21 protein-coding genes and 2 pseudogenes are annotated in these 21328 nt (G+C 67.4%); 9 read left to right on the top strand and 14 right to left on the bottom strand.

Going from position 1 to position 21328, the window contains the following annotated elements:
- Positions 1–254 precede the first annotated feature (254 nt).
- The 3 genes from A3CU_RS46425 to A3CU_RS54640 are packed head-to-tail and all read right to left on the bottom strand — an operon-like array spanning position 255 to position 1678.
- Positions 255–1304, bottom strand: coding sequence for a tyrosine-type recombinase/integrase (locus A3CU_RS46425; protein ID WP_084143675.1), 1050 nt, complete (start codon positions 1302–1304; stop codon positions 255–257).
- Positions 1305–1346: 42 nt separating this feature from the next.
- Positions 1347–1523, bottom strand: coding sequence for a hypothetical protein (locus tag A3CU_RS54645; protein ID WP_245617303.1), 177 nt, complete (start codon positions 1521–1523; stop codon positions 1347–1349).
- Positions 1520–1678 (bottom strand): hypothetical protein, encoded by a 159-nt coding sequence (locus A3CU_RS54640; protein ID WP_245617302.1) that lies wholly within the window; start codon positions 1676–1678, stop codon positions 1520–1522. The genes A3CU_RS54645 and A3CU_RS54640 overlap by 4 nt, the downstream gene beginning before the upstream one ends.
- Positions 1679–2157: 479 nt before the next feature.
- On the opposite strand from A3CU_RS54640, the gene A3CU_RS0124460 reads away from it, so the two are divergent.
- Entirely contained in the window at positions 2158–3402 is a 1245-nt protein-coding gene (locus tag A3CU_RS0124460; protein ID WP_211246499.1) for a metal-dependent hydrolase family protein, read from the top strand.
- Between the two features lie 282 nt (positions 3403–3684).
- Positions 3685–5496, top strand: a complete 1812-nt coding sequence (nhaA, locus tag A3CU_RS0124455; protein WP_027944527.1) for a Na+/H+ antiporter NhaA — start codon at positions 3685–3687, stop codon at positions 5494–5496.
- Between the two features lie 152 nt (positions 5497–5648).
- Here nhaA and A3CU_RS51355 read toward each other — a convergent pair.
- Positions 5649–6435 (bottom strand): annotated as a pseudogene (locus A3CU_RS51355) (5-dehydro-4-deoxyglucarate dehydratase); the annotation flags it as partial.
- Positions 6436–6483: 48 nt separating this feature from the next.
- Entirely contained in the window at positions 6484–7851 is a 1368-nt protein-coding gene (locus tag A3CU_RS46410; protein ID WP_084143673.1) for an MFS transporter, read from the bottom strand.
- Between the two features lie 156 nt (positions 7852–8007).
- Here A3CU_RS46410 and A3CU_RS46405 point away from each other — a divergent pair, with 156 nt between their 5' ends.
- Positions 8008–8916 carry a LysR family transcriptional regulator gene (locus A3CU_RS46405; protein WP_052372085.1) on the top strand — a complete coding sequence of 303 codons (909 nt, stop codon included), beginning with the start codon at positions 8008–8010 and terminating at the stop codon, positions 8914–8916.
- Between the two features lie 92 nt (positions 8917–9008).
- On the opposite strand, the gene A3CU_RS0124435 is transcribed toward A3CU_RS46405, so the two are convergent.
- The 3 genes from A3CU_RS0124435 to A3CU_RS0124420 all read right to left on the bottom strand — a co-directional run bounded on the left by A3CU_RS0124435 (position 9009) and on the right by A3CU_RS0124420 (position 12248).
- Positions 9009–9167, bottom strand: a complete 159-nt coding sequence (locus A3CU_RS0124435) for a hypothetical protein (RefSeq protein WP_156960525.1) — start codon at positions 9165–9167, stop codon at positions 9009–9011.
- Positions 9168–9194: 27 nt separating this feature from the next.
- On the bottom strand, positions 9195–10430 hold the full coding sequence (locus tag A3CU_RS46400; protein WP_052372083.1) for a threonine/serine exporter family protein: 1236 nt from the start codon (positions 10428–10430) through the stop codon (positions 9195–9197).
- A 666-nt stretch (positions 10431–11096) separates the two neighbouring features.
- Positions 11097–12248, bottom strand: a complete 1152-nt coding sequence (locus tag A3CU_RS0124420; RefSeq protein ID WP_027944525.1) for a glutathione-independent formaldehyde dehydrogenase — start codon at positions 12246–12248, stop codon at positions 11097–11099.
- 264 nt (positions 12249–12512) lie between these two features.
- Here A3CU_RS0124420 and A3CU_RS0124415 point away from each other — a divergent pair, with 264 nt between their 5' ends.
- Positions 12513–12902, top strand: a complete 390-nt coding sequence (locus A3CU_RS0124415) for an MFS transporter (protein WP_027944524.1) — start codon at positions 12513–12515, stop codon at positions 12900–12902.
- Here A3CU_RS0124415 and A3CU_RS0124410 read toward each other — a convergent pair.
- Together A3CU_RS0124410 and A3CU_RS0124405 are read right to left on the bottom strand one after the other, a co-directional pair.
- A complete protein-coding gene (locus A3CU_RS0124410; RefSeq protein WP_027944523.1) occupies positions 12874–14232 on the bottom strand; it encodes an NAD(P)/FAD-dependent oxidoreductase in 1359 nt (452 codons plus the stop codon). The two genes, A3CU_RS0124415 and A3CU_RS0124410, sit on opposite strands and share 29 nt — an antisense overlap.
- 123 nt (positions 14233–14355) lie before the next feature.
- Entirely contained in the window at positions 14356–14646 is a 291-nt protein-coding gene (locus A3CU_RS0124405) for a 3-hydroxyacyl-CoA dehydrogenase NAD-binding domain-containing protein (RefSeq protein ID WP_027944522.1), read from the bottom strand.
- Between the two features lie 143 nt (positions 14647–14789).
- Here A3CU_RS0124405 and A3CU_RS0124400 point away from each other — a divergent pair, with 143 nt between their 5' ends.
- Positions 14790–15365 carry an NADPH-dependent F420 reductase gene (locus A3CU_RS0124400; protein WP_027944521.1) on the top strand — a complete coding sequence of 192 codons (576 nt, stop codon included), beginning with the start codon at positions 14790–14792 and terminating at the stop codon, positions 15363–15365.
- A 66-nt stretch (positions 15366–15431) separates the two neighbouring features.
- Here the strand turns inward: A3CU_RS0124400 and A3CU_RS0124395 are convergent, their stop codons facing one another.
- The 3 genes from A3CU_RS0124395 to A3CU_RS0124385 form a co-directional block, all read right to left on the bottom strand.
- The gene (locus A3CU_RS0124395) at positions 15432–15818 is read right to left on the bottom strand and encodes a hypothetical protein (RefSeq protein ID WP_245617307.1); all 387 of its coding nucleotides are present in this window, start codon (positions 15816–15818) and stop codon (positions 15432–15434) included.
- Between the two features lie 152 nt (positions 15819–15970).
- Complete coding sequence (locus tag A3CU_RS52665; RefSeq protein WP_156960524.1) at positions 15971–16210, bottom strand: hypothetical protein; 240 nt, start codon at positions 16208–16210, stop codon at positions 15971–15973.
- Between the two features lie 117 nt (positions 16211–16327).
- Positions 16328–16978 carry a trimeric intracellular cation channel family protein gene (locus A3CU_RS0124385; protein ID WP_027944519.1) on the bottom strand — a complete coding sequence of 217 codons (651 nt, stop codon included), beginning with the start codon at positions 16976–16978 and terminating at the stop codon, positions 16328–16330.
- A 169-nt stretch (positions 16979–17147) separates the two neighbouring features.
- Here A3CU_RS0124385 and A3CU_RS55950 point away from each other — a divergent pair.
- The 3 genes and pseudogenes from A3CU_RS55950 to A3CU_RS0124370 form a co-directional block, all read left to right on the top strand.
- A pseudogene (locus A3CU_RS55950) lies at positions 17148–17291 on the top strand (Clp protease N-terminal domain-containing protein); the annotation flags it as partial.
- Between the two features lie 196 nt (positions 17292–17487).
- The gene (locus A3CU_RS55945) at positions 17488–18009 is read left to right on the top strand and encodes a hypothetical protein (protein WP_169739680.1); all 522 of its coding nucleotides are present in this window, start codon (positions 17488–17490) and stop codon (positions 18007–18009) included.
- A 51-nt stretch (positions 18010–18060) separates the two neighbouring features.
- Positions 18061–19077, top strand: coding sequence for an MsnO8 family LLM class oxidoreductase (locus A3CU_RS0124370; protein ID WP_027944516.1), 1017 nt, complete (start codon positions 18061–18063; stop codon positions 19075–19077).
- Here the strand turns inward: A3CU_RS0124370 and A3CU_RS52660 are convergent.
- Entirely contained in the window at positions 19011–19409 is a 399-nt protein-coding gene (locus A3CU_RS52660) for a hypothetical protein (RefSeq protein ID WP_156960522.1), read from the bottom strand. The genes A3CU_RS0124370 and A3CU_RS52660 overlap by 67 nt on opposite strands.
- Positions 19410–19559: 150 nt before the next feature.
- Here A3CU_RS52660 and A3CU_RS0124365 point away from each other — a divergent pair, with 150 nt between their 5' ends.
- Positions 19560–21188, top strand: a complete 1629-nt coding sequence (locus A3CU_RS0124365; protein ID WP_027944515.1) for an MFS transporter — start codon at positions 19560–19562, stop codon at positions 21186–21188.
- Positions 21189–21328: the final 140 nt, after the last annotated feature.

Genomic DNA, 21328 nt, shown 5'->3' with positions numbered 1-21328 from the left:
GTTTCGATGTCATTTTGATCATAACGACGCGTCTTCGATGGTTCACTTGTATTCGCCTTCCCGACCCCCACCTGACACCGTCTCGCAGTGCCTTTTCCCTGTCGCTCACCACCACGACTCATTCACCGCAGCAACACAGGGCGGTTTGAGATCTCCGCCTGCACAGCGATCCCGAAGGGCCCACCTTCATCACAAACACAGCACCGCTCCAGTTCAGATCTCGCCTTCTACACCGAAACCCTCCCCTTTCACGTTCATGGCACACACAAGGTGTGATCCCGGCTCATGCGTAGCGCGGCGGTGTGCCGGAGGTCGTGCATCGACCAGTTGGCGCCCAGCGCGGCGTTGACCCGGCGAAAGACCGCGCGCAACGCCTCGTAGTTCAGCGGATGTCGGCGAAGCCCGTCCCCATGATCGCGGCTGCGGAGTGTCTGCCACAGCGGCTGGGCAGGCTCCACCGGAGTAGTCAGGTCCGCTAGGTAGAGGCGGATCCAGACGAACGCCTCCGGGCTGGCCGGCAGCCACTGCTCGGCCTGAGTGCCTTTGCGGACCACGCGAACGAGTTGCTCACCCCAGTCCAGATCGGCGCCTCGGATCCCGAGGATCTCCGAGGCGCGAGCGCCGTTGCTGATCGCCAGGGCGAGGATCGCGCGGTCCCGGTTGGACCGCAGCATGGCGAACAGTTCGTTCCACCGCTCGTCGGGCATCTCCCTCGGCCTGCCCTTGGGCAGTTTCGGGTTGTAGCGCAGGCGGCCCTCGGCCTTGAACGGCTCCAGCGGGTTGTGGTGCGCGTTCGGCCTGCGCCCCCGCCGGTCCAGCGGCACCGGGTTGATCAGTGGGCCCGCGCCGACATCGTCGATCCAGAACCGGTAGAAGCTGCGCAGCACAGCGTTCGAATGCCGGATCGTCCTCGGCTCGTACTGGTCACCGAGATGGCGCTTGCGAGTCACTGGGTTGACGCGGCCAGCCGTCGCCGCTGACGTGGTTCGCGCCGCAGTCCTGGGCTTCGTGGCCTGTTTGAGCCACAGCACCAGATCCCGCACCTCGGCAGGCGTCGCCTTGTCCCACTCGACGCCAACGACCTGCAACCACCGCCACCAACGCAGCAGGTCATAGGCGTAGCTGCGTACCGAGCCCAGCCGATTGTCCTGGGCCACGAAATCGACGAGGAACCGTCGGATCGGCTCCACCGGCACACCATCAGGGCCGACCACCAGCCACGGCACCACGCCCTCGGCCGGGGCCACCCGGCCCCATCGGGGAAGCCGAATCGAGCTGACATCCCGCTCGACATGATCGAACACGCCATCCACCTCTCTGTGATCAAGGTGGATGAGGTCTACCGGTCAACAGCCCCCAATGACCTCCACGATGTCGGCGTGTCGCCCCGTAGTCCGGTCAACAGGTAGCTCGAACACGGTGTTGGCCACCTCGCGGATGGTGATCCGATCCGGGTCGGCTTCGACCGACAAGCCCGCTACCCTAATTTCCGGAACCTGCTGCTGCGGGAGCACAGTGGTCATGGTGCGCACACCGGCCGGATGCCGCCGTCGTCACGCAACTCGGCGATATCGTTGGCCAGGCGTACGACGGCTGCCTCCAGGGTGAAGCCGGGGCCAACCCCGGCGCATGCACCCCACACGATGAGAGAATCCACTGTGGACTCTGTGTTGGTCATCGTGAGCTTGTCCGACCGGCACCGCCGCCCGCAGTTCCTCGGCCGACTCCGCACTCACCACGCACAACCGGTCACTACCCCGGAGCACCCACAACTGGGCCGTCTCGCCGGTCTTCGCCTGCAGATCGCCCAGCACCGGCGCCGCCGCAACCGTCAGCGCCGACGAGGCGAAGCGCGGCCCAACGTGATGAGGCGATCGAGCATTCCCACACCAGTCGAGCCGTTGTCCGCCTTCGCCACCACCACACCGTAATGCCAGTGGTCCACTCGGAGTACGATCTGCGGCCCGACGACTACGTGGCCCGGGCGGGCGCTCGCGACAACCACCGTGAGGGAAACGGATGTGCTGCACCGCCGCCCGCAACGACCGACAATCACCGAAGAGCAGTACCCTCGCACACCCTTGATGGACCTTGACGACCAGCACGCCGAGACGCGAGACGGCTCACGATGCTGCTGACGAGGTGATGGTGATGGCCGTGGCAGAACACGATGGAAACACAGACGTGGTCTTGGTCGCCGACCGATCCTGGGACGGGATGGCAGACCAGCCAACGGGTCATACCGAGGTGCTCATCCGCGGCACCCGCGTCGCCGAGCTCGGCCCGCAGGTGGATCGACGGCAGGCCAAGGTGTCGGAGCTCGGTGACCGTCTGCTGCTACCCGGATTCATCGACTGCCACATCCACACCACCCTCGATCCAGCCCACCTGCTCGGTGCCTTCGTCTCCGATCCGGCCACCGTGATCGCCTTACACGCGCTACCGGTGCTGCGGGACTTGCTGGACCGTGGTTTCACCACCATCCGGGATCTCGCGGCCTTCACCAGCGAGCCGATCACGCTGTACCTACGCGACGCCGTCGCGGCCGGGTTCGTCAGCGGGCCGCGCATGATCGTGGCTCCGCATCTGATTTCCGCTCGTGGTGCCCATGGCGACTTCTCCTCCCTGCTGGCTCCGGAGTTCCGCCGGGAGATCGGTGTGCTCGCCGACGGGCCCGCGGCCGTCCTCCGGGCGGTGCGGGAAGAGATCCGAGCCGGCGCCGACTGGATCAAGTTCGGCGCTACCGGCGGGTTCGGCACGCCCACCGACGATCCCGGCCAGGCCACCTACAGCCAGGACGAGATGGACGCCCTGGTGGCGGGCGCCCGGGATCTGGGCGTCCCCGCTACTCCGCACGCCTACGGCGACGAAGGCGTCGCGCGGGCCGTGCGCGCCGGGGTGCGCTCCATCGAGCACGGCAACCTCGCCTCCAAAGAGACGCTGTTACTGATGCAACAGCGCGGCGTGTTCCTCGTACCGACCCAGTTCATGGTCATCGACGCGCTCGACCACCTCGAAGACGACACCTACTGGCAGGGCAAGGACCCCGCCGAACGCGAGAAGTTCGACCGCTACGCAGACCAACTCCGCGAGTCCGCACGCAACGTCGCCGCCAGCGACGTCCACGTCGCCTTCGGCACCGATGCCGGCATGTTCCCCCACCGCGAGAACTGGCGAGAGTTCCCCACCATGGTGGAAGCCGGCATCACCCCGCTACGAGCCCTCCGCGCCGCGACCAGCGTCGCCGCCGACCTGCTCAACCGATTCGACCTCGGCCGGCTCCAACCTGGCGCCACCGCAGACCTCATCGCACTGCCCGGTGACCCCTTCGACGACATCGAGGCCACCAGGCAGGTCGATTTCGTCATGCAGGCCGGCACCATCCACCGCCCAGCCGGCTGACCAAAACACCACCGGCCGAGAGAAGCACCCCCTCTGCCGCCGGCGCGCACAACCGCAGCGGGCTGGGAACCTTCCCTCTTCCCGGGTTTGCACCAGTCGCGCGGGGGTAAGCAGTTTCCGCGGCGTGGAGCTGGCATCCCTTCTGCCGGCGACCGTTCACGATCTTGCTGAGAGTGATCGGTCAGGGTGGTATGGCTGCACCGCTCTATCCTGCAGACGCTGGCGCCATGCGCACGCTGATGCGCCGGCGACGACGGAGAGCCGAGACAATGCGGGTGCACCGTGACACAGTCGCCCTTCGAGCTGCGTCGGCGAGCGGTGCTGCGGTTCTTGGACAGTGAACCGCTGGCTGCCGCAGTACTCGGTATCGTCACCGTCGCCGCGTTGGTGTGGGCGAATCTCGGGCACAGCTACGAGGCGTTTTGGTCCACCAAAGCAGGGGTGGGAGTCGGCGGGCTGGACCTGTCGATGCCCGTGGCGAAGTGGGTCGACGACGGGGTCATGGCGGCGTTCTTCTTCTCCGTCGGCTTGGACGTGCGGCGCGAGTTCACCCTGGGCGAGCTGCGCGACCGTACGCGGGCGGTACTCCCGGTGTGTGCCGCGCTGGGCGGTATGGCCGTTCCGGTGCTGGTGTTCTTCCTGGTCAACGCTGGGAGCCGGACCGCGGACGCATGGGGTGTGGTGATCTCCACCGACACCGCGTTCGCGCTTGGCATGCTGGCCTTGGTCGGTCCGGCCCAGGCGCCCCGGCTGCGGGTCTTCTTGCTGACGCTCGCGGTCGTGGACGACATCGGTGCATTGAGCGTGATCGCCATCTTCTACACCCGCGCCCTGTCGGCCATCTGGCTCGTGGTCGCCGGCGGAGGCCTGATCGTCATCTGGCTACTGCAACGGGCCCAGGTATGGCGGGTCATGCCATATCTCGTGGCCGGGGCGCTCGTATGGCTGGCGATGTACCGCTCGGGGGTGCACCCCACGCTTGCCGGAGTGCTGATCGCGCTGCTGATGCCCGTCTACCCCACGCGCCTGCAGGACGTCGACACGGCCTCACGCATCGTCCACCTGTTCCGGCAAGCCCCGGTAGCCCGGGCCGCCCGGCTGGCTCGGTGGAGCATCGACCGGTCGGTACCGATGAATCAGCGCTTGACCGATCTGATCCGTCCGTACGTGAACTATCTCGTGGTGCCGCTGTTCGCCTTGTCCAACGCAGGAGTACCACTGTCGGCGCAGGCACTGTCGGCCGCGCTGTCATCCCGGCTGACCTGGGGCATCGTAGCCGGGCTGGTGCTCGGCAAGTTCGTCGGGATCACGGGGACCTCGACACTGGTCCGAGGGCTGCTGCCCGGCAAACGCACACCCAGCCTGGACGGACCGCGGCTCGCCGGTGTCGGGACGCTGTCCGGGATGGGCTTCACGATCTCGTTGCTGGTCGCGAGCCTGGCACTAACTGATCCTCGGTTGCAGGACGAGGCGCGTGTCGGTGTCTTGCTCGCCGCCGTGCTCGCGCTAGCGCTGGCGTGGGCCGTGTTCGCCATCGGGAACCAGGTCCGGCCGCTGCCCACCCCGGCGGACAGGAAGCTGCAACGGCAGGTGGACCCCGAGCGGGACCACATTCGTGGCCCAGTCGAGGCCGAGACGACCATCGTCGTCTACGCGGCGCTGGATCATCGATACCGGACCCGCACGTTCGAGGTCGAAAACGAAGTCCGCGAAGCGCTCGGCGACGAGCTCCGCCTGGTGTTTCGCCACCACGCCACTGAGCAGGCCGATCTGGTGCAGGCACTCGCGCTGGAAGCCGCGGCAGCGCAGGGGCGGTTCTGGCAAATGCACGACGAGATCGCTGGTCGTCCAGACGGGTCAGACGCCCGCACGTTGCGCCAGCTCGCCGGCGGCCTCGGCCTCGACGTGGAGCGGTTCTCGCACGACGTGCGCACATACGCCCAGCTCGGCCGCGTTGAGGACGACAACCTCGATGCCTCTACAGCCAGCCTGCCCAGCTACCCGGTGTTCTACGTTGACGGTCGCCGGCTCGCCGGCCCGGCCAACTCCTGGAACATCGTCCGAGCCGCACACCAAAGTCAACAGAACCAGTAGGCCGGCGCTGAAGATCGTCTACCCGGCCATCTGTCGGCCGGTGCGGGGGTGGCCATGGCTTTGGGTTCTCTCCGGGGCGAAATGTGAGTAGCTCCTCGGGCCGGCGCAGCGGACGACCAGCGAGGACGAGCGGCGAAACGGTCAGGCCGTGGCGTTGGGGGCAGTCCGGTGACCAGTTCGGCGAGGACGGCGAGTTCGTCCTCGCCGAGGTCCACCAAGGGGGTGCGGACTGGGCCGGCCGGACGGCCGATGACCTTAAGACCTGCCTTGATAATGCTGACCGCGTAACCCTCGCGCCGGTTACGCAGGTCGCAGTAGGGCAGGACGAAGTCGTTGAGGTGCTTGGCCACGAGGTCGTACTCGCGGCCGCGGACCGCGGCATAGAACTCAAGCGCGAACTCGGGCAGGAAGTTGAAAATCGCCGAGGAGTAGGTGGTCACACCCAGCTCGAGGTAAGGCAGGGCGAACAGCTCCGCGGTCGGCAGCCCGCCAATGTAGGTCAGCCGGTCCCCGACGCGGGCACGAATGCACGTCATCTGCTCGATGTTGCCGACACCGTCTTTGAAGCCGACCAGGTTGGGACAGCTGGTACGGCGGGAACAGCAGGATACCGTCGGCGCCGGCGCGCTCCGCCGCGCGAGCCAGTTCGATAGCGGTGGCCGTGCCGTAACCCGCCGGTGCGACGATCGGGAGGCCGGCCGGTGCCTCCTTTACGGCGGCGGTGACGACCCTTTCGACCTCCGCAGGGGTCAGCGAGAAAAACTCACCCGTGCCGCCAGCGGCGAACAGGCCGGCGGCCGGGCGCTGCGACAGCCAGGCAATGTGCTCCCGGTAGCCGGCCTCGTCGAAGGAGTAGTCGTCGCGGAAGTGGGTGACGGGAAAGGACAGCAGGCCGGAACCCAGCTTCCGGGCGAGCGCGGCGGGGGTGTAATCGGTCACGAGGGCCGTTCTCCCGGGTGGTAGAGCTGTACTCGTGGGTAGTGGCGCTCAGGGCGCTTCGAAGGTCGTGGTGCGTTCCTGCGTCCCGACCGCTGGCGCGGATGCCGCGGGTGCGTCGTCGGCGCTGCGGCGAGGACGGAAGGCGAAGACGGAAGCGGCGCCGAGTAGGCAGGCAAAGGCCAGCGCGTACAGGCCGCCGGTGACCTGCCCGGTGGCGGACTTGACCAGACCGAAACCGTAGGGGGCGACGAAGCCGCCCAAGTTGCCCAACGAGTTGATCAGCGCGATGGCGGGGGCGACCACCGCGGGGGCGAGCCCGTTCTGCGGGAAGGACCAGAACAGCGGGCTGGCGCTCTTGAACCCCATCGCGGCAATGCAGAGGAATACCAGCGCCAGGACCGGGGAGACGATGGCGGCGAAGAAGGTACCGACTGCCGCGGTGAGCAGCGCCCCGACCAGGAGACCCTTGCGATTGCCCCGGCGGTCACCGATACGGCCGGTGATGTACATCGCGATGATCGCGCAGATCCACGGCAGCGCGGAGAGCAAGCCGACCGTGACGTCATTGGTGCCCTTGATCCTGCCCACGATGGTCGGCAGCCAGAACGTGTTGGCGTAGATGGCCAACTGGATGGCGAAGTAGACCCAGCAGAACAGCAGCACCTTCGGACTGACCAGCAGCCGCCACCGGGACACGCCGTGTGCCCGGCTGTCGGCGGTCTTGGCCGCGTCCTCGCGGCCGATCTGCTCAGCGAGCGCGGTCTTCTCGGCGGCGGTGAGCCAGCGGGCGTCCCCGATGCGGTTGTCCAGGAGGAAGTAGGCGATGACGCCGACGACCACGGACAGCGCTCCCTCGATGCCGAACATCCACTGCCACCCGTGCAGCCCGGCCACGCCGTCGAGGGTCAGCAGCGGGCCGGACACCGGGCCCGTGATCGCGGTGGCGATCGAGGAACCGGCTATGAACAGCGCGGTGGCCCGCCCGCGGTGGCTGTTGGGCAGCCAGCGGGTGAAGTAGTAGATCACCGCCGGGAAGAACCCGGCCTCGGCGACCCCGAGCAGGAACCGCAGAACATAGAACGACGTCGGGCCCTGCACCAGCATCATCGCCGCAGACACCAGCCCCCAGGTCACCATGATCCGGGTCAGCCACATCCGGGGGCCGAACTTCTCCAGCAGCAGGTTGCTGGGGACCTCGAACAGCGCGTAGGCGATGAAGAACAGGCCGGCGCCGAGGCCGTACGCCGCAGCGCTCAGGCCGATATCGGTGTGCAGGTGCTTCTGCGCAAAGCTGATATTGCCACGGTCGATCTGGTTGCAGATCAACATCACGATGAACAGCGGGACGACGCGGCGTGACACCTTGCGCACCGCGCCTGCGAGCGCACCGTCGCGCTCCTGCGTAGAAAGGGTCATCGTTGACTCACTTCTGACGGATGCGGTGCTCCGCAGTCGGCCGGCAGCTTCAGCGCCGGTCGTGGCGGGCGCCATGGACGGATGCGAGTCACGGTAATAAGCGCGACCGATACCTGTCCAAGTCTAATTTGGCAGCTTCTGATACCTTTCGTGCATATGTTCACATTGGCTCAGCTTTCCGGCTTCGTCGCGGTCGCCGAGGAGTTGCACTACGGCCGTGCTGCGGCGCGACTTCGCATGACCCAGCCGCCGCTGACCCGGCAGATCCAGGCCCTCGAGCGGGAACTGGGCGTCCAACTGATCGACCGCACCGACCGCGCGATCCGGTTGACCCCGGCCGGCCGCGCTTTCCTCCGCGACGCCCGCCGTCTCCTGCACGATGCCGACAGCGCCGTGCTGGCCGTGCGCCGCGTGCCGACCGGCGAGGCCGGGACGGTGGCTCTGGGATTCACCGCCGCCTCCGCTCCCGCCGCCCTCGGCCCGATGCTCGCCCGCATGCGCACCCAACTCCCGCAGGTCGACCTCGTGTTGCATGAGATGGTCACGGCCGACCAGTTGGATGCGCTCTCCGGCGGGAACCTCGACCTCGGCCTCGTCCGGCCCCCGGTCACCCGCCCCGAACTGTCTTCCCGAGAGGTCAGGCGAGAACCGCTCGTCGCCGCACTGCCGGCTCAGCACCGACTGGCCCAGCGGGACAGCCTTCAGGTGGCGGATCTCGACGGCGAGGACGTGGTCATGTGGTCCCCGACGGAGTCCCGCTACTTCCACGAACTGCTCGTCGGCCTGTTCCGCGATGCCGGGATCGCGGTCCGCTATAGCCAGCACCTGACTCAGGTCCACAGCATCCTTGCCCTGGTGGGAGTCGGCGTCGGGCTGGGTCTCGTCCCTGAAGCCGCAGCGCGGGCTCGCTTCACGGGTATCACCTTCCGGCCCCTGATCACCCCGGACCCCGAACCCGTGCGACTGCATGCCGTGTGGCGCACCACCAATGCCAACCCGGCACTGCGGGCCATGCTCGACCTGCCCTGGACCGCACCCGACCTCCGGACCCACAGCGGTCTATAAGACGAGCGGCTCTGTCCAACGTTTATGATCACTTGCCGGGTTGGCCGCGGGGACCGACGCGGTGTCCCGGCCGGCACTGTGTGCACGGGCGATCAGGTGTCGACGGCCGTGCGGTCGGGGTTCCCGCGGAGGCGACGCACGAACGGGGCGCATAGCACGGCGATGATTCCCAGGCAGCCGCCCACGGCGTCGTAGATCCGGCCGATGATCGGAGATAGCACACCCTGGATCAGGCCGCCTGACAGCAGCAATGGTGCGTGGGTGACGGGCGGCCTCACCTACGCGTCGCCAGGCTTGTGCACGAGCACTCCGCCGACCACCAGGCCAACGGCGAGTGCGGTGACGATCGTGACCAGCTTCAGCAGGTCCCGGAAACCCTCGACATAGCCACCGGCCAGAGTGCTCAGGCCACGCAGGCCGAGCGAGCCGACCGTGAGCGTGAAGAAGCCGGGCAGCATCAGGACCAGCCGGGGCGGGCGGCGCGGCCCGCGCGCGATCACCGTGGCCGCGGCGGCCAGGACGACCGCGGCTACGAAGGTGCCGCCCGTCTCCCCGACGAGCTTCGTCAACGCCGACTGCACGCCGACGGCGACGTAAACAAGCAGGAGCAGCACCCAGAAGAAGCGCAGCGGGATCGCAAAGGCGAGCAGGGTTCCCACGACGAAAACGATCCAGGCCAAAAACAGCGCCCACCTGGGCAGATCGGAGTGGCCGGCGACATCGAAGAGAGCGTGGGGGGAGGCACCGGCGAAGAAGACGCCGAAAAGGACACCGACATACAGCTGGATCAGCAGGAAGATGGAGTACACGAGCCGTATCGCACCGGTCGTGATCAGACCGGCGGCCAGTTCGGCGGTCGCCGCGCTCAAATAGTCTCCGGGGACGAAATAGAACAGTGCAGGGAGCATCAGCAGGACGGGACCGCCGTGCGCAGGGTCGTTGGCGAACAGTTCGATCGTGGCGATGGAGACCACCGTCGACACCGTCAGCGGAAGGATCCGGTGCAGCCGGGGCACACGGTCGGCAATGACCACCAGAGCCGCGGCGAGCGCACCCAGCACGGCCGTCGTGGCGACCTCGTACCAGGTTGGCTGCATCGCCGGCGCGAACCCCAGCGCGAACAGCACCACGCCGAAGAACTTCAGCCACCACGGGTACGGCGCCGCCGCCGTCTCGATCTCCGTGAGCCTCCGGTCGGCCTCCGCGATGCCCATCCCGCCAGCCCGCAGCTCGGCGAGGAGCGGCCCGGTCGCGACGAGTTGGTCGAGGCGGAAGGCTTCCGGAAAGCCATGCACGATGACGGTGCGGGTAGCACCGTCCGCTGCGGTGACCGTGAGCGCCGCCCCCTCCGGCACCAACAACAAGGACGCGGCGCCGCCGAAGGCACGGGCGCTTCCGGCCACGGCTCGCTCGACGAGATGGGCACCCTCGCCGGACGAGCGCAGCAGCAAACCGGTCAGCCGGGCCAAGAACGCCGTAAGGTCATCGAGACCCGCGACCGCACGCTCCTCCATGCCCGTCTCCTCGCTCCGGGGTCAGGAATTCCTGCTTACACAAACGGCTGCTTCTGGGCATCTCAGGCAGCACGGCGCCCGTCACTCAAACGGCTCACTCGTCTGTTGTCCGGCCGCGCCCCGTCATCCTTGTCCCGTCCGGTCGTCAGCCACGGGAACCGACACCACCTGGGCCACTAGAGCGTCTCCAGCTAAAGATGACAGGCCCCGTCGCTTACCGTTTGAGAACGCCCTCGTTCCCTTTTCTTCGGCCACGGTTGTCACGCACGGCCATTCCCATAGACGACCCGGATGTGCGAGTTCAGCGAACAGCTCACCCGGCGCGCGTTCACCCAGGTCGCGCTTCGCAAGACGACTCGCAGAACTGTTGGGGGCGGTGCGGAGCTGTACAGCCAGGAACGCGGCTGAAGGCACAGGACGCGACATGTTCGAACAGCACGGTGGGACACGTCTCTACCGTGCACTTCTCGGCCGCGTCACGACAAAGCGTTGGTTGACCGGCGCGGTCGGGTCCGGATCTGCGCCGGGCCCGAGGGGCCTCTTGGTCTTGGTCAGAGCCGATTCCTCTACCCAAGCGGGCGACGCCAGCCGCGTGCCACGCGGGATCGTCGCTCCACATTGCCCACATCGACGTGAAGACTGGCGTCAGTCCGCTGCGAGCCGGGGTCAACCCGACATGGCGGGTTTGAGCACGACCTTTGTCCAGCCGTCGTCGCGTTTGTCGAAGTGCTCGTAGGCCTCCGGAGCCCGCTGTAGCGGCAGGTCCTGGGAGACGATCCAGGACGGCTTGGCCCGGCCCTCGTGGATAAGATCGCGCAAATACCGGTTGTAGCGCTTGACCGGGGCTTGGCCGTTACCGATCTTCTGACCCTTGAGCCAGTGCCACCCCATGTCGAAGGCGATCTGCCCGCTTTTCTCCAACTCGTCCTTGGAACGGGGATCGGAGGGCAGGAAGATGCCGACCACCCCGATCCCGCCGGTGAACTTCACCGAGGCCACGAGGCTGTTCATGGTCATGTTGGGGTGTTCGACGCCTTGCGGGTCGTGCGCCTGGTAACCCACGCATTCGCAGCCCCGGTCCGCGCCCCGCCCATTGGTGTGGTCGAGGACCTGCTGGACCGGATCGCCCTGGGAATCGTCGATGGGGATCACGCCGATCTGCTCGGCCAGCCGCAGCCGGTCGGGGTGGCGGTCGACGATCATCACCCTGGACGCGCCCTGGAGCATCGCCGAGTAGGCCGCCATCAGCCCCACCGGGCCGCAACCGTAGACCACGCACGTTTCGCCGGAACGCAGCCCGGCCAACCGGGTGGCGTGCCAGCCGGTCGGGAAGATGTCCGCGACCATGACGTAATCGTCTTCCTTCTCCTCGGCATCCTCCGGCAGACGGAGGCAGTTGAAGTCGCCGAACGGCACCCGCAGGTATTCCGCCTGACCGCCGTTGAACGGCCCCATCCCGGCGAACCCGAACGCCGCCCCGGCCATGTTCGGATCCGGGTTGACCGTCAGGCAGTAGGAGCTCATGCCCTCTTCGCAGTTGCGGCAGAACCCGCAGCCGATGTTGAACGGCAGGCACACCCGGTCACCGACCCGGATCCGCTCGACACCGCTGCCAACCTCGGCCACCTCGCCGAGGTTCTCGTGCCCCAGAACCATCCCGGGCGCCAGGTCGGTGCGGCCCTCGTACATGTGCAGGTCCGACCCGCAGATGTTGCTGGACGTGATTCGCACCAGCACGTCGGTGGGACGTTCGATCCTCGCATCCGGCACGTCGGTGACCGCGACGTCCCGGGCGCCGTTGTACACCAAGCCCTTCATGATCTGCCTCCAGGACATGTCGTCGAAAACAACCAAATGCGACGAGCCCGGCGACGGGTAACAGCGAAGAAGCCTTGATTCGACCCGGCAGAGCGGGCCGGCCGCACCTAGGTAGTACCCTGCCGCCACCTGGAAAAACCCGGGTCGAACCAAGCAACAGCGGACCTATCGCGTCGAGAGGACCGCAAAGAGAAGCCAGGGTGGCGGCAAAGTCGGTAGCGCTCGTGCCCGCCCTTCACCGACCCCGATCCCGCGTTCGACGCGATGCTCGACGCCGCCTGCCGGGAGATGGACGAGGACCACAGCGGGGCAGTCCGGGTGTCTCCCGATGAAGATCCGCGGTTTCGCGATGGGCGGCGCGGTTTCGTGCCGCGAATGGTGAAATTCGCCATTTCCATCTCCTTCCCCGTGCTCACCACCTCCCTGGGGCCGACCTGGACCTTCCTGGTGTTCGTCCTGCTCGGCGTGCTCGGCATCGCCTTCATCTCGACGTCGATGCCCGAGACCAAGGGCAAATCCCTGGAAGAAACTCGAACACGGGTTCCGCGACCGATACTCATCCTGAGAAGCAGGCCGGGGCAAGCCCGGCGGGCCTGCCCCGGCACCCTGACGTGCTTGCGGCGTGCTATCTCGCGACGTCAGACGGCCTGGTGAAGCTGTGCATCCGGTCCTTGCTGAGGTAGGCATCGGTGTGTTCCAGTTCCCGCAGCGTCGCCGGCTGGTTGGCGAGGAACCCCATGCGGACGTAGTCGTCCCCGGACGTGGCGTTGAGCAGCCAGTTCGTCAGCACCCGCGTCTTCGCGACGGGCGTGTGCAGCGCCAGCATGTGGTAGCCACGTGTCACGGCCTGTGCGGGCAGGCCCTTCAGTGGCACACCGAGCGGGTTGGCCACCGCGTCCGCGCCTCCCAGGTCCACGACCAGCCCCATAGCCCGGTGCCGATACGGCTCCATGGGGTGGCCGCGGAGCGTCGCGGCGACGTTCCGGGCGACCACCCGTCCCTGGCGCTGTGCGTGTTGCGCGGTGGGTGGGCAGACGGCACCGTCGCCCTTGCCCGGGTCGGGCACCGCGGCGGCGTCGCCGACCGCGAACACACCGTGGTATCCGGGGACGTCCATGTACTCGGTGACCCTGAGCCGTCCTCGCACGGTCTCCGCGTCGAGCGTGCCGATCAGAGGGCTCGGTTGCACCCCCGCCGTCCAGATGAGGGTTCGGCACGGCAGGACCCGGTGGTCGGTCAGCCGCACGGTCTTCTCATCGACCTCGGCCACCGACACGCCAAGCGAGACGTTGATGCCACGTCGCTGCAGCAAGTTCATGGCCTTCTCACCCAACTCGTCACCGAGTTCGGGCATGAGCTTGTGGGCGATGTCGATGAGATGCCACTTGATCGCGTGCGGGTCGAGTTGCGGATACCGCTCCGCGGCCGCCGACGTGAGGCGGTGCAGGGCCGCCACGGTCTCCGTACCCGAATAGCCGCCGCCCACCGCCACGAACTGCAGGCGGGCTTCCTTCTCTTCGTGATCCGGCGCGGCCGCCGCGATGTCGAGCTGTGCGATCACGTGGTCACGCAGATACGCCGCCTCGGCCAGGGTCTTCATGCCGAGCGCCTGCTCAGCGAGGCCGGGGATGTCGAACGTGCGTGTGACGCTGCCCGGAGCCAGCACGAGATAGTCGTACGGCTCGGTGACGATCTCGTCTGTGATGGCCCGGACGACGCAGACCTTGGCCTCGAGGTCCACGCCGATCGCAGCACCAGGCGCCACCCGGGTGCGGTGTAGCAGCCTACGCAGCGACACCGCCACCGACTGCGGCGTGAGCATGCCGGCCGCCACCTGCGGCAGCAGCGGTAGGTAGAGCTGATAGTTACGCGGCGCCACCAGCGTGATCGACGCTTCGTCCGGTGCGAGCAACCGTTCCAGCCTGCGCACGCACTCCACGCCGGCGAACCCGCCGCCGACCACCAGGACGCGCGGTGGTTCCATGGTTTCCCTCCACGAAAGCTCGGGCGACCCGCGCGCGGGGCGCCAGAATGCCTGGCCGATCGACTACCACCGCCGCCACAACGGGAAACCCGCCGGGCCGCCCAGGCGGGACCGGGCCTCGCACTACGGTTGCGTCTCGGCCCGACGCCAGGCATCGGTGACCGCGGCGGCGAGGTCATCGCTGGCCTCCACCCGTCCGGTGCGTGGTGCATCGACACCGAGTGTGTGCTTGAACTGCTCGGTGTGAGCTGCTGCGTAATCGCGGGCGGCGGCGCGCTGCTCGGCGACGAGGTCGAAGATGCGTACGTCGGTGCCGCCGGCGGCGAACACCGTAGCGATGCGCCTGCCAAGCGTCCCGGCACCGTCGATGGTCACCGGTCGATCGTCGAGATCGGATGGGAGGTGGTAGGCCATGGGAGTGCTTCCTTGGATCCGTGTACCCGCAAGCGGCACGGGTATACCCGCTGAAGGTGCGGCCGCGTAGCACCAGCGCGTACGTGGCCAGGTGCGTTTCTTTCGCGCTACGCGTCCATTCGGTGGGAAGGGGTGTTCTTCTCATGGCAGACGTCTCGATCATCGGGGCCGGCAACATGGGCCAGGCGATTGCGAGTGTCGTCGGCAAGGGCGGCAGCAGCGTCGAAAAATTCGACGAGAGCGACGCCGACAAGCCGGCCAGCGGCCACATTGTTATCCTCGCCGTCCCCTACCCCGCCGTCGACGAAGTGCTACGCCAGCGCGGTGACCAGCTTGCCGGGAAGATCGTCGTGGATATCACCAACCCGGTGGACTTCGACACCTTCGACTCCCTCACCGTGCCCGCGGACTCCTCGGCCGCCGCGCAGATCGCCGCCAAGCTGCCCAACTCCCGGGTGCTAAAGGCCTTCAACACCACCTTCGCCGGGACGCTGGCCGCGGGGACCGTCGGCCCGCTGACCACCACCGTCCTCATCGCCGGTGACGACGCCGATGCCAAGGCCGCCCTGGCTGGGCTGATCACCAGCGGCGGTCTGAAGGTCATCGATGCCGGCACGCTGAAGCGGGCTCGGGAGATGGAGGCGATGGGCTTTCTGCAGATCGCCCTGGCCGCGAGCGAGAAGATCCCCTGGACCGGCGGGTTCGGGATCATTGACTGAGGCCTGCCGTCATCATGATCAGCGCCCCCCCGGCCGCCGGCGCGCCCTACGCCACGACACCAGCGGTCAGCGCCGCGTCCGCTCCATGAGGTCGTCGACCACCAGCGACGCCCCGATGCCCAGCAGCCAGACATCCTTGGCCAGGCCGAGCCCCTCCTCGGTCGGCCGGATGCTGCCCTGTCGCCGCATGCCGGGCGTGCCGAAGTACAGCCCTACCAACCCTCCGGCGAATGCGGCCAGACCCGCCCCGGCGACCGCCGAGGGAATCACCGGGATCAGTAGCGCCGCGCCGAGCAACATCTCACCGCCGGACAGCAGGCGTACGAAGATCTGCGGATCGACCTTGCGCAGCCCTGGGTAGGTTCCGGAAGCGAAGCCGTGCAGCCGGCCCGCCGCTGCGGCGTCCGCACTGCGCATCGTGTATCCCGAGTTGAGGATGAAGGCGCCGGTCATCACCCGTACCGGCAGATGTGACGGCTTGACCAGCCATATCCGCTTCCCGCGCTTCACGATTCACTCCAAAACGATGATTGCGGTCCTTCCCGGCGGACCGTTGCGCCTCCGACTTGGTATTCCCCCACCGTCGGCGGTCTAAGCGCCCGCTCTCACCGTGCGCTCCTGGACCGCTGCTGCTCCTTGACCCATACGCCGATGCCGATGCCTGGCAGCAGCACGCCGCGCTGCTGACCTCGGTCGATCGGTTTCGCCTCGAGGTCGACGCCGCCGTCCGTCATCCCGAGGCCCACTGGCGGCCGCCGACCTTCACCGGCCACGCGCGGGAAGCGCTGCGTCGGCAACGGGAACAGTGGCAACGACGCCGGCGGGCGAAGCAGTTCGAGCGACAAGACAGTACTGGCAGCAATGGCGGCCCGCCCGAGAACTGACCCCGTCGGAGATCGAGAACACAGGATCGATTGACCGGCGGCACCAAGCAGCGCGATACGGCCGCGTGAACAACTGACTCAGGAATCCGGAGAATCGTGATCGTTGCCTGTTCGTGGCGGTCGTGGCGCTTGGAGGCCAAAGTAGACGCCGAGCATCCGGATGACGAAACAGACCGCCGCGGCGCCCAAAGCGGCCGGTAGACCGTAGACACCCGTTTCGACCGTGCCCACTGTGATAGCGGCGGCAACCAGAGCGGGGATGGCGTACAGGTCGCTCACTAGCACCGACGGCAGCTGCCGGACGAGGGTGTCACGAATCGTTCCCCCACCCACACCGGTGATCACCCCCAACGCCAGCGCGGGCCCGATCTGGAGCCCGAAGGACAGCGCCTTGCTCGCTCCAATAACGGAGAACACGCTCAACCCGACCGCGTCAAGCACCGTGATCGGCATCCCCAGCCGATCCAACCGCCTACTGAGGGCGAACGCGATCAGCGCGCCGCCGGCGGCGAGTACGAAGTAGCGCCAGTCCTGGAACGTAGCAGGCGGGATCGCACCGATTAGGACGTCGCGAATAACCCCGCCACCCAACGCCGTGATCATGCCGAGTGCGAGAACACCAACAACATCGAGCCGTGCAGCGCGGACCGCCGTCAGGGCTCCATTTAGCCCGAAGGCAAAGGTGCCGGTCAGGTCCAGCGCAGGCAACAACGCTGACTCGGTGGACATACCCCGTGCCTACCACAAGGCGACCGGGTGAGCTGGCACGACGACTAGTTCGGCACCGGCGGTAACTCGCTGGTCACCACCGGCCTGCGCCAGCTGCGGGGCAGGACATCGCCGAGCGGCTCGGCGTCACCAAGCAAACCCCGCAAGTACGGCCGACGAGTCGGGGGCGATGATGTTCGAGCGCTTCACTGTGGACGCCCGCACCGTTGTAATCCATGCCGAAGAGCACGCCCGCCGTCTCGGGCACCGCTATATCGGCTGCGAACATCTCCTGCTCGCCGTGGCCTCCACCAGCGCGCCCGCTAGCGCTGTCCTGTGCGAGCAGGGGGTCACGCCAGAACACGTCGAGGAGGAAATCGTCCGCCATGTCAACCTTGGTGGCGCGGCCGGCCTATCCAGTGACCTCGACCGGGATGCGCTGTCGGCCATCGGGATCGATCTGGACGCCCGGGCGCCCGTCGCCCCGAACAACCGTGCTCCACACCAACTCCAGACACTCCCACTCGCCAATGAGCTATCAGGCTCCAACCCGGTCCGTGCCGGCTCTGAACCGCGAACCCCAGGACGTGCAGCCGTCCAAGGAGCCGCCACGCCAGCTTCAGAACTTCCCCGGGCGAGGTGCCGTCTTCGACAGCTCTCTCAACCATCTTCAGAAACTGCTTGTGCCGCTCACGCACCGGCTTGGACCAGCGGCCATCCACATCCATGGACGCTTGAAACGATTCCGGGTCAGCATGGGCTCGCGCGATGCCGCACACCGTCGCGAGCTGCTCCCACTGATTGGACCAACCGGCCGTCGCGACCGCCACCTGCTGGGAATCAGTGTCGAACTTCTCGACCTCGGCGAGCAGCGACCCGACGAGCTTCACCGTCTCATCATCGCTCTGGACGAAGTTCGGCGTGGCTCGACAGGCCACGGCGAGCGTTACCTCGGCTGCCTCGTCGCCACACTCGACAAGAAGGTCATCGACTGGGTGCGCGGGACCGGTCTGAAACGACGCCCTTCGCACCGGCAGGTTCTTACGTCTTGACCAATCGACCCCCTTCTGGAATCTCGCGGTTTTGCAAGTGTTGATACGGATATGAGCTTGCGTCTTTCCGTGCTGGATCGCTCGCACGTCCGGCAGGGGGTGAGCCCGCAGCAGTCGCTGCGGGACACGGTTCGCTTCGCCCAGCAGGTCGAGGACCTCGGCTACCACCGGTTCTGGGTGGCCGAGCACCACAGCGTGCCCGGCGTCGCCGGGGCGGCGCCCACCGTGCTGGCCGCGGCCGTCGCCGCCGCGACCAGCCGGATCCGGGTCGGCACCGGTGGCGTCATGCTGCCCAACCACCAGCCGCTCGTGGTCGCCGAGCAGTTCGGCGTGCTCGGTTCGCTGTTCCCCGACCGAATCGACGTCGGGCTAGGCCGCTCGGTCGGATTCACCGACGGCATCCGGCGCGCGCTGGGGCGCGGTAAGGACGCCGCCGAGCGGTTCGGCGAGCAACTCGCGGAGTTGCTGGACTACCTGAACGGAAAGGCGGCTTCCGGTGTGCACGCCGTCTCGGCTGAGGGACTGGATCTGCCGGTGTTCCTGCTCGCCACCGGTGCCGGCGCGGGCACGGCGGCCGAGTTCGGATTGCCGCTGGTGATCGCGCCCGCCCACGGCGACGACCGGATGATCCGCATGATCGAGGAGTATCGGGCGGCCTTCCGCCCGTCGGCGCAGGCCACCGAGCCGTACGTGGTGCTCGCACGGTCCATCGCGGTCGCCGACAGCACCGAGCGGGCCCGGCGGCTGCTCGTCCCCGAGGCGTGGGCGACCGCCTACTCCCGCACACACGGCGAGTTCCCGCCGCTGGAGCTCCCGGAGCAGGTCCTCGCGCGATCGATGTCCGACCGACCGCGCGCGCAGTTCGAACGCGCCTTGCGGGGGCACCTGTGGGGCACCCCGGACGAGGTCGCGACCGCCCTGGACGAACTGGTCGCGCACACTGGCGCAGACGAAGTCCTGGTCACCACCACCGCCCATGACCCGGCCGACCGGCTCGACTCCTACCGCCTGCTGAGCAAGGTCTCCGAAGCTCGCTCTCCAGCGCTGAGCAGGCCCGCAGTCAATTGATTCCGGTTAACCGCGACGCCTTCGGAAATAAATGACGAATGAACCGTCGCAAGCACGTAGCGCTTAGCCAACAACCCGTGTGTTGTACTCAGTGTCAACGCAACCTTGCGGCCATCGGTTAGTACGGTTGTCCGGTCCGTGCCAGGTGCGGTCGCTTCGGCGATGAGGCTGGTTGTCTCCTCGTTCCAGGTGCTGGCCTGGTCCAGATCCCAGCGTGGAGTCGCCGGAGTTACGAACGATGTCCGCACGGCCAATTCCAGCTGTTTGATCAGGCACAGCAAGGTCGGCCGGCCGTATTCGCGGGCCGCATGCGACAAATCGGGCTTCCACACCTTTCCATCTTGGCTCACCGTCCGGTCCACCGCCGAAGGCCGGAAGAGGCCGCCGGAAATTTACACAGGGTATATGTATTTCGGCACCGGGACGTGGCACAGTACCCATGGTTTTCTCAGCACCGACGCTGATCCGCCCTGGAGGCACGCATGAGCAATGTCGCCACCGGCGCCCGCCGCGCGATCCACACGCCGTCGCTGAAGCCGGGCACCCGGATCGCCACCGCTCTTGCCGTGCTTGTGGCGCAGGTCGGCCTTGCCATCCCCGCCGTCCTCAACGGTCTCTTCCAGGAAGACCTGCACACCACGTCCTCGCAGCTCACCTGGATCTCCGACGCCTTCCTGGTGCCGGTCACCCTGCTGGAGTTGACGTTCGGCGTGCTCGGTGACCTCTTCGGCCGCAAGCGGCTGCTGATCGGCGGAAGCCTGCTGATGGCGGTCGGGGAACTGCTCAGTGTCCTGACCCCCGGTGTGCAGGGGTCGAACACGGCGGCGATCGCGACGCTGTGGACCGGCCAGGCGCTGACCGGTATCGGCGCCGCAGTGTTGTTCCCGACAACACTGGCCATGGTCGCCGCCGGCACCCACACGGCGCACGACCGGGCCAAGGGCATCGCGATCTGGGCTGCGGCGCTGTCCTCGGGCGGGTTCATCTCGCCCCTGCTCGGTGGTCTGGTCACCAAACTGTCGTGGGGCAGCGAGCCGACAGCAAGCTGGCGGTGGGCGTTCCTCGCGGTCGGTGTCCTCGCCGTGATCAGCGCCCTGGTGGCCTTCACCGCCCAGAACTCCTCGGCACCCCAAGGCCGTTCGCTCGACTGGCCGGGGCAGATCACCATCGCGATGTCGCTGTTCGCCTTGCTGTTCGCAGTGATCCAGGGCGCCAACGGCGGTTGGTCGGACGCCTGGGTCATCGGGGGATTCGTCGTCGCGGTCGTCTTCTTCATTTTGTTCGTCGCCGCCGAACGCCGCTCGTCGGCGCCGCTGCTCAGGCTGGATCTGTTCCGCAACAACGCGTTCGCGGTCAATTCGATCATCACCGTCGTCGGCATGTTCGCCTTTCTCGGCACCGCCTACGCGACCAGCATCCGGCTCTCGGCGATCCAGGCGTTTTCGCCGATGGAGACCGCGGTAGCTTTCGTGCTGTTGCAAGGCTTCGCGTTGGTTCTCATGCCGCTGACGGCGCGGGTCATCCACTCGTTCAACCCGCGGTGGGCGCTCGGCGGCGGTTTCCTGCTGATCGGCGCCGGTGACCTGTGGATCTCCACACACTCGGTGGCCGACCTGTCCATCCTGCCGATCATCGCGCCGCTGGTGCTGGTCGGCGTCGGCTTCGCGTTCGCGCTCTCCAGCGTCACCGCGGTCGCGGTCAACACCGTGCCCAATCATCTGGCGGGCATGGCTTCCGGCACGACCAGCCAGCTCCGCGACTTCGGCTTCACCCTGGGGCCGGCGGTCATCGGTGCGGTCGCACTGAGCAAGGCCGCGTCGGAGATACAGGGCGCGATCGCGTCGGACCCGGGGCTGCGGTCCGCAGTGGACGGATTCAGCAAGTCCGCGCCGCCTTCCGTGGCCGGTGCGGTGCAGTCGGGGCCGCTCGGTGCCAACGCCATTCCCGGAAACCCGCTCAAGGACGCCGCGTTCCATGCGCTCGACCACGCCTACTCGTTGGGCTACGTCGTCTGCGGGGTCGCCGCGCTCGTCGCCGCGGTCCTGGCCGTTGCCGCGCTGCGCGGCGCTGCGGACAAACCGCTGGTGACCACCGAGTCGCTGACAGACTGACGAATTCCTCCGCGACGTCTGTCGTTAGTGGACGGTCGCGGCGATCAGTACTCGGTGCCCGCCTGCACCAGCGCCGCGACCCGGACATCGCGCGTGCGTTCCAGGTGCGCGGTGAACAGCGTCCGGGCGGTGTCCTGATC

The sequence above is a fragment of the Amycolatopsis taiwanensis DSM 45107 genome (genome assembly GCF_000519205.1).
Lineage (GTDB): Bacteria > Actinomycetota > Actinomycetes > Mycobacteriales > Pseudonocardiaceae > Amycolatopsis_E > Amycolatopsis_E taiwanensis.
The sequence above is the reverse complement of the archived record's forward strand: the minus strand, read 5'-3'. Positions and strand labels throughout refer to the sequence as shown.

Excerpts from the sequence above, each read along its gene's own strand:
- A3CU_RS54645 (WP_245617303.1), bottom strand. The coding sequence starts at position 1,523 with ATGACCACTGTGCTCCCGCAGCAGCAGGTTCCGGAAATTAGGGTAGCG.
- A3CU_RS54640 (WP_245617302.1), bottom strand. The coding sequence starts at position 1,678 with ATGACCAACACAGAGTCCACAGTGGATTCTCTCATCGTGTGGGGTGCA.
- A3CU_RS46410 (WP_084143673.1), bottom strand. The coding sequence starts at position 7,851 with ATGACCCTTTCTACGCAGGAGCGCGACGGTGCGCTCGCAGGCGCGGTG.
- A3CU_RS46405 (WP_052372085.1), top strand. The coding sequence starts at position 8,008 with ATGTTCACATTGGCTCAGCTTTCCGGCTTCGTCGCGGTCGCCGAGGAG.
- A3CU_RS46400 (WP_052372083.1), bottom strand. The coding sequence starts at position 10,430 with ATGGAGGAGCGTGCGGTCGCGGGTCTCGATGACCTTACGGCGTTCTTG.
- A3CU_RS0124420 (WP_027944525.1), bottom strand. The coding sequence starts at position 12,248 with ATGAAGGGCTTGGTGTACAACGGCGCCCGGGACGTCGCGGTCACCGAC.
- A3CU_RS0124415 (WP_027944524.1), top strand. The coding sequence starts at position 12,513 with ATGCTCGACGCCGCCTGCCGGGAGATGGACGAGGACCACAGCGGGGCA.
- A3CU_RS0124410 (WP_027944523.1), bottom strand. The coding sequence starts at position 14,232 with ATGGAACCACCGCGCGTCCTGGTGGTCGGCGGCGGGTTCGCCGGCGTG.
- A3CU_RS0124405 (WP_027944522.1), bottom strand. The coding sequence starts at position 14,646 with ATGGCCTACCACCTCCCATCCGATCTCGACGATCGACCGGTGACCATC.
- A3CU_RS0124400 (WP_027944521.1), top strand. The coding sequence starts at position 14,790 with ATGGCAGACGTCTCGATCATCGGGGCCGGCAACATGGGCCAGGCGATT.
- A3CU_RS0124395 (WP_245617307.1), bottom strand. The coding sequence starts at position 15,818 with ATGACCGGCGCCTTCATCCTCAACTCGGGATACACGATGCGCAGTGCG.
- A3CU_RS0124385 (WP_027944519.1), bottom strand. The coding sequence starts at position 16,978 with ATGTCCACCGAGTCAGCGTTGTTGCCTGCGCTGGACCTGACCGGCACC.
- A3CU_RS55945 (WP_169739680.1), top strand. The coding sequence starts at position 17,488 with ATGAGCTATCAGGCTCCAACCCGGTCCGTGCCGGCTCTGAACCGCGAA.
- A3CU_RS0124370 (WP_027944516.1), top strand. The coding sequence starts at position 18,061 with ATGAGCTTGCGTCTTTCCGTGCTGGATCGCTCGCACGTCCGGCAGGGG.
- A3CU_RS0124365 (WP_027944515.1), top strand. The coding sequence starts at position 19,560 with ATGAGCAATGTCGCCACCGGCGCCCGCCGCGCGATCCACACGCCGTCG.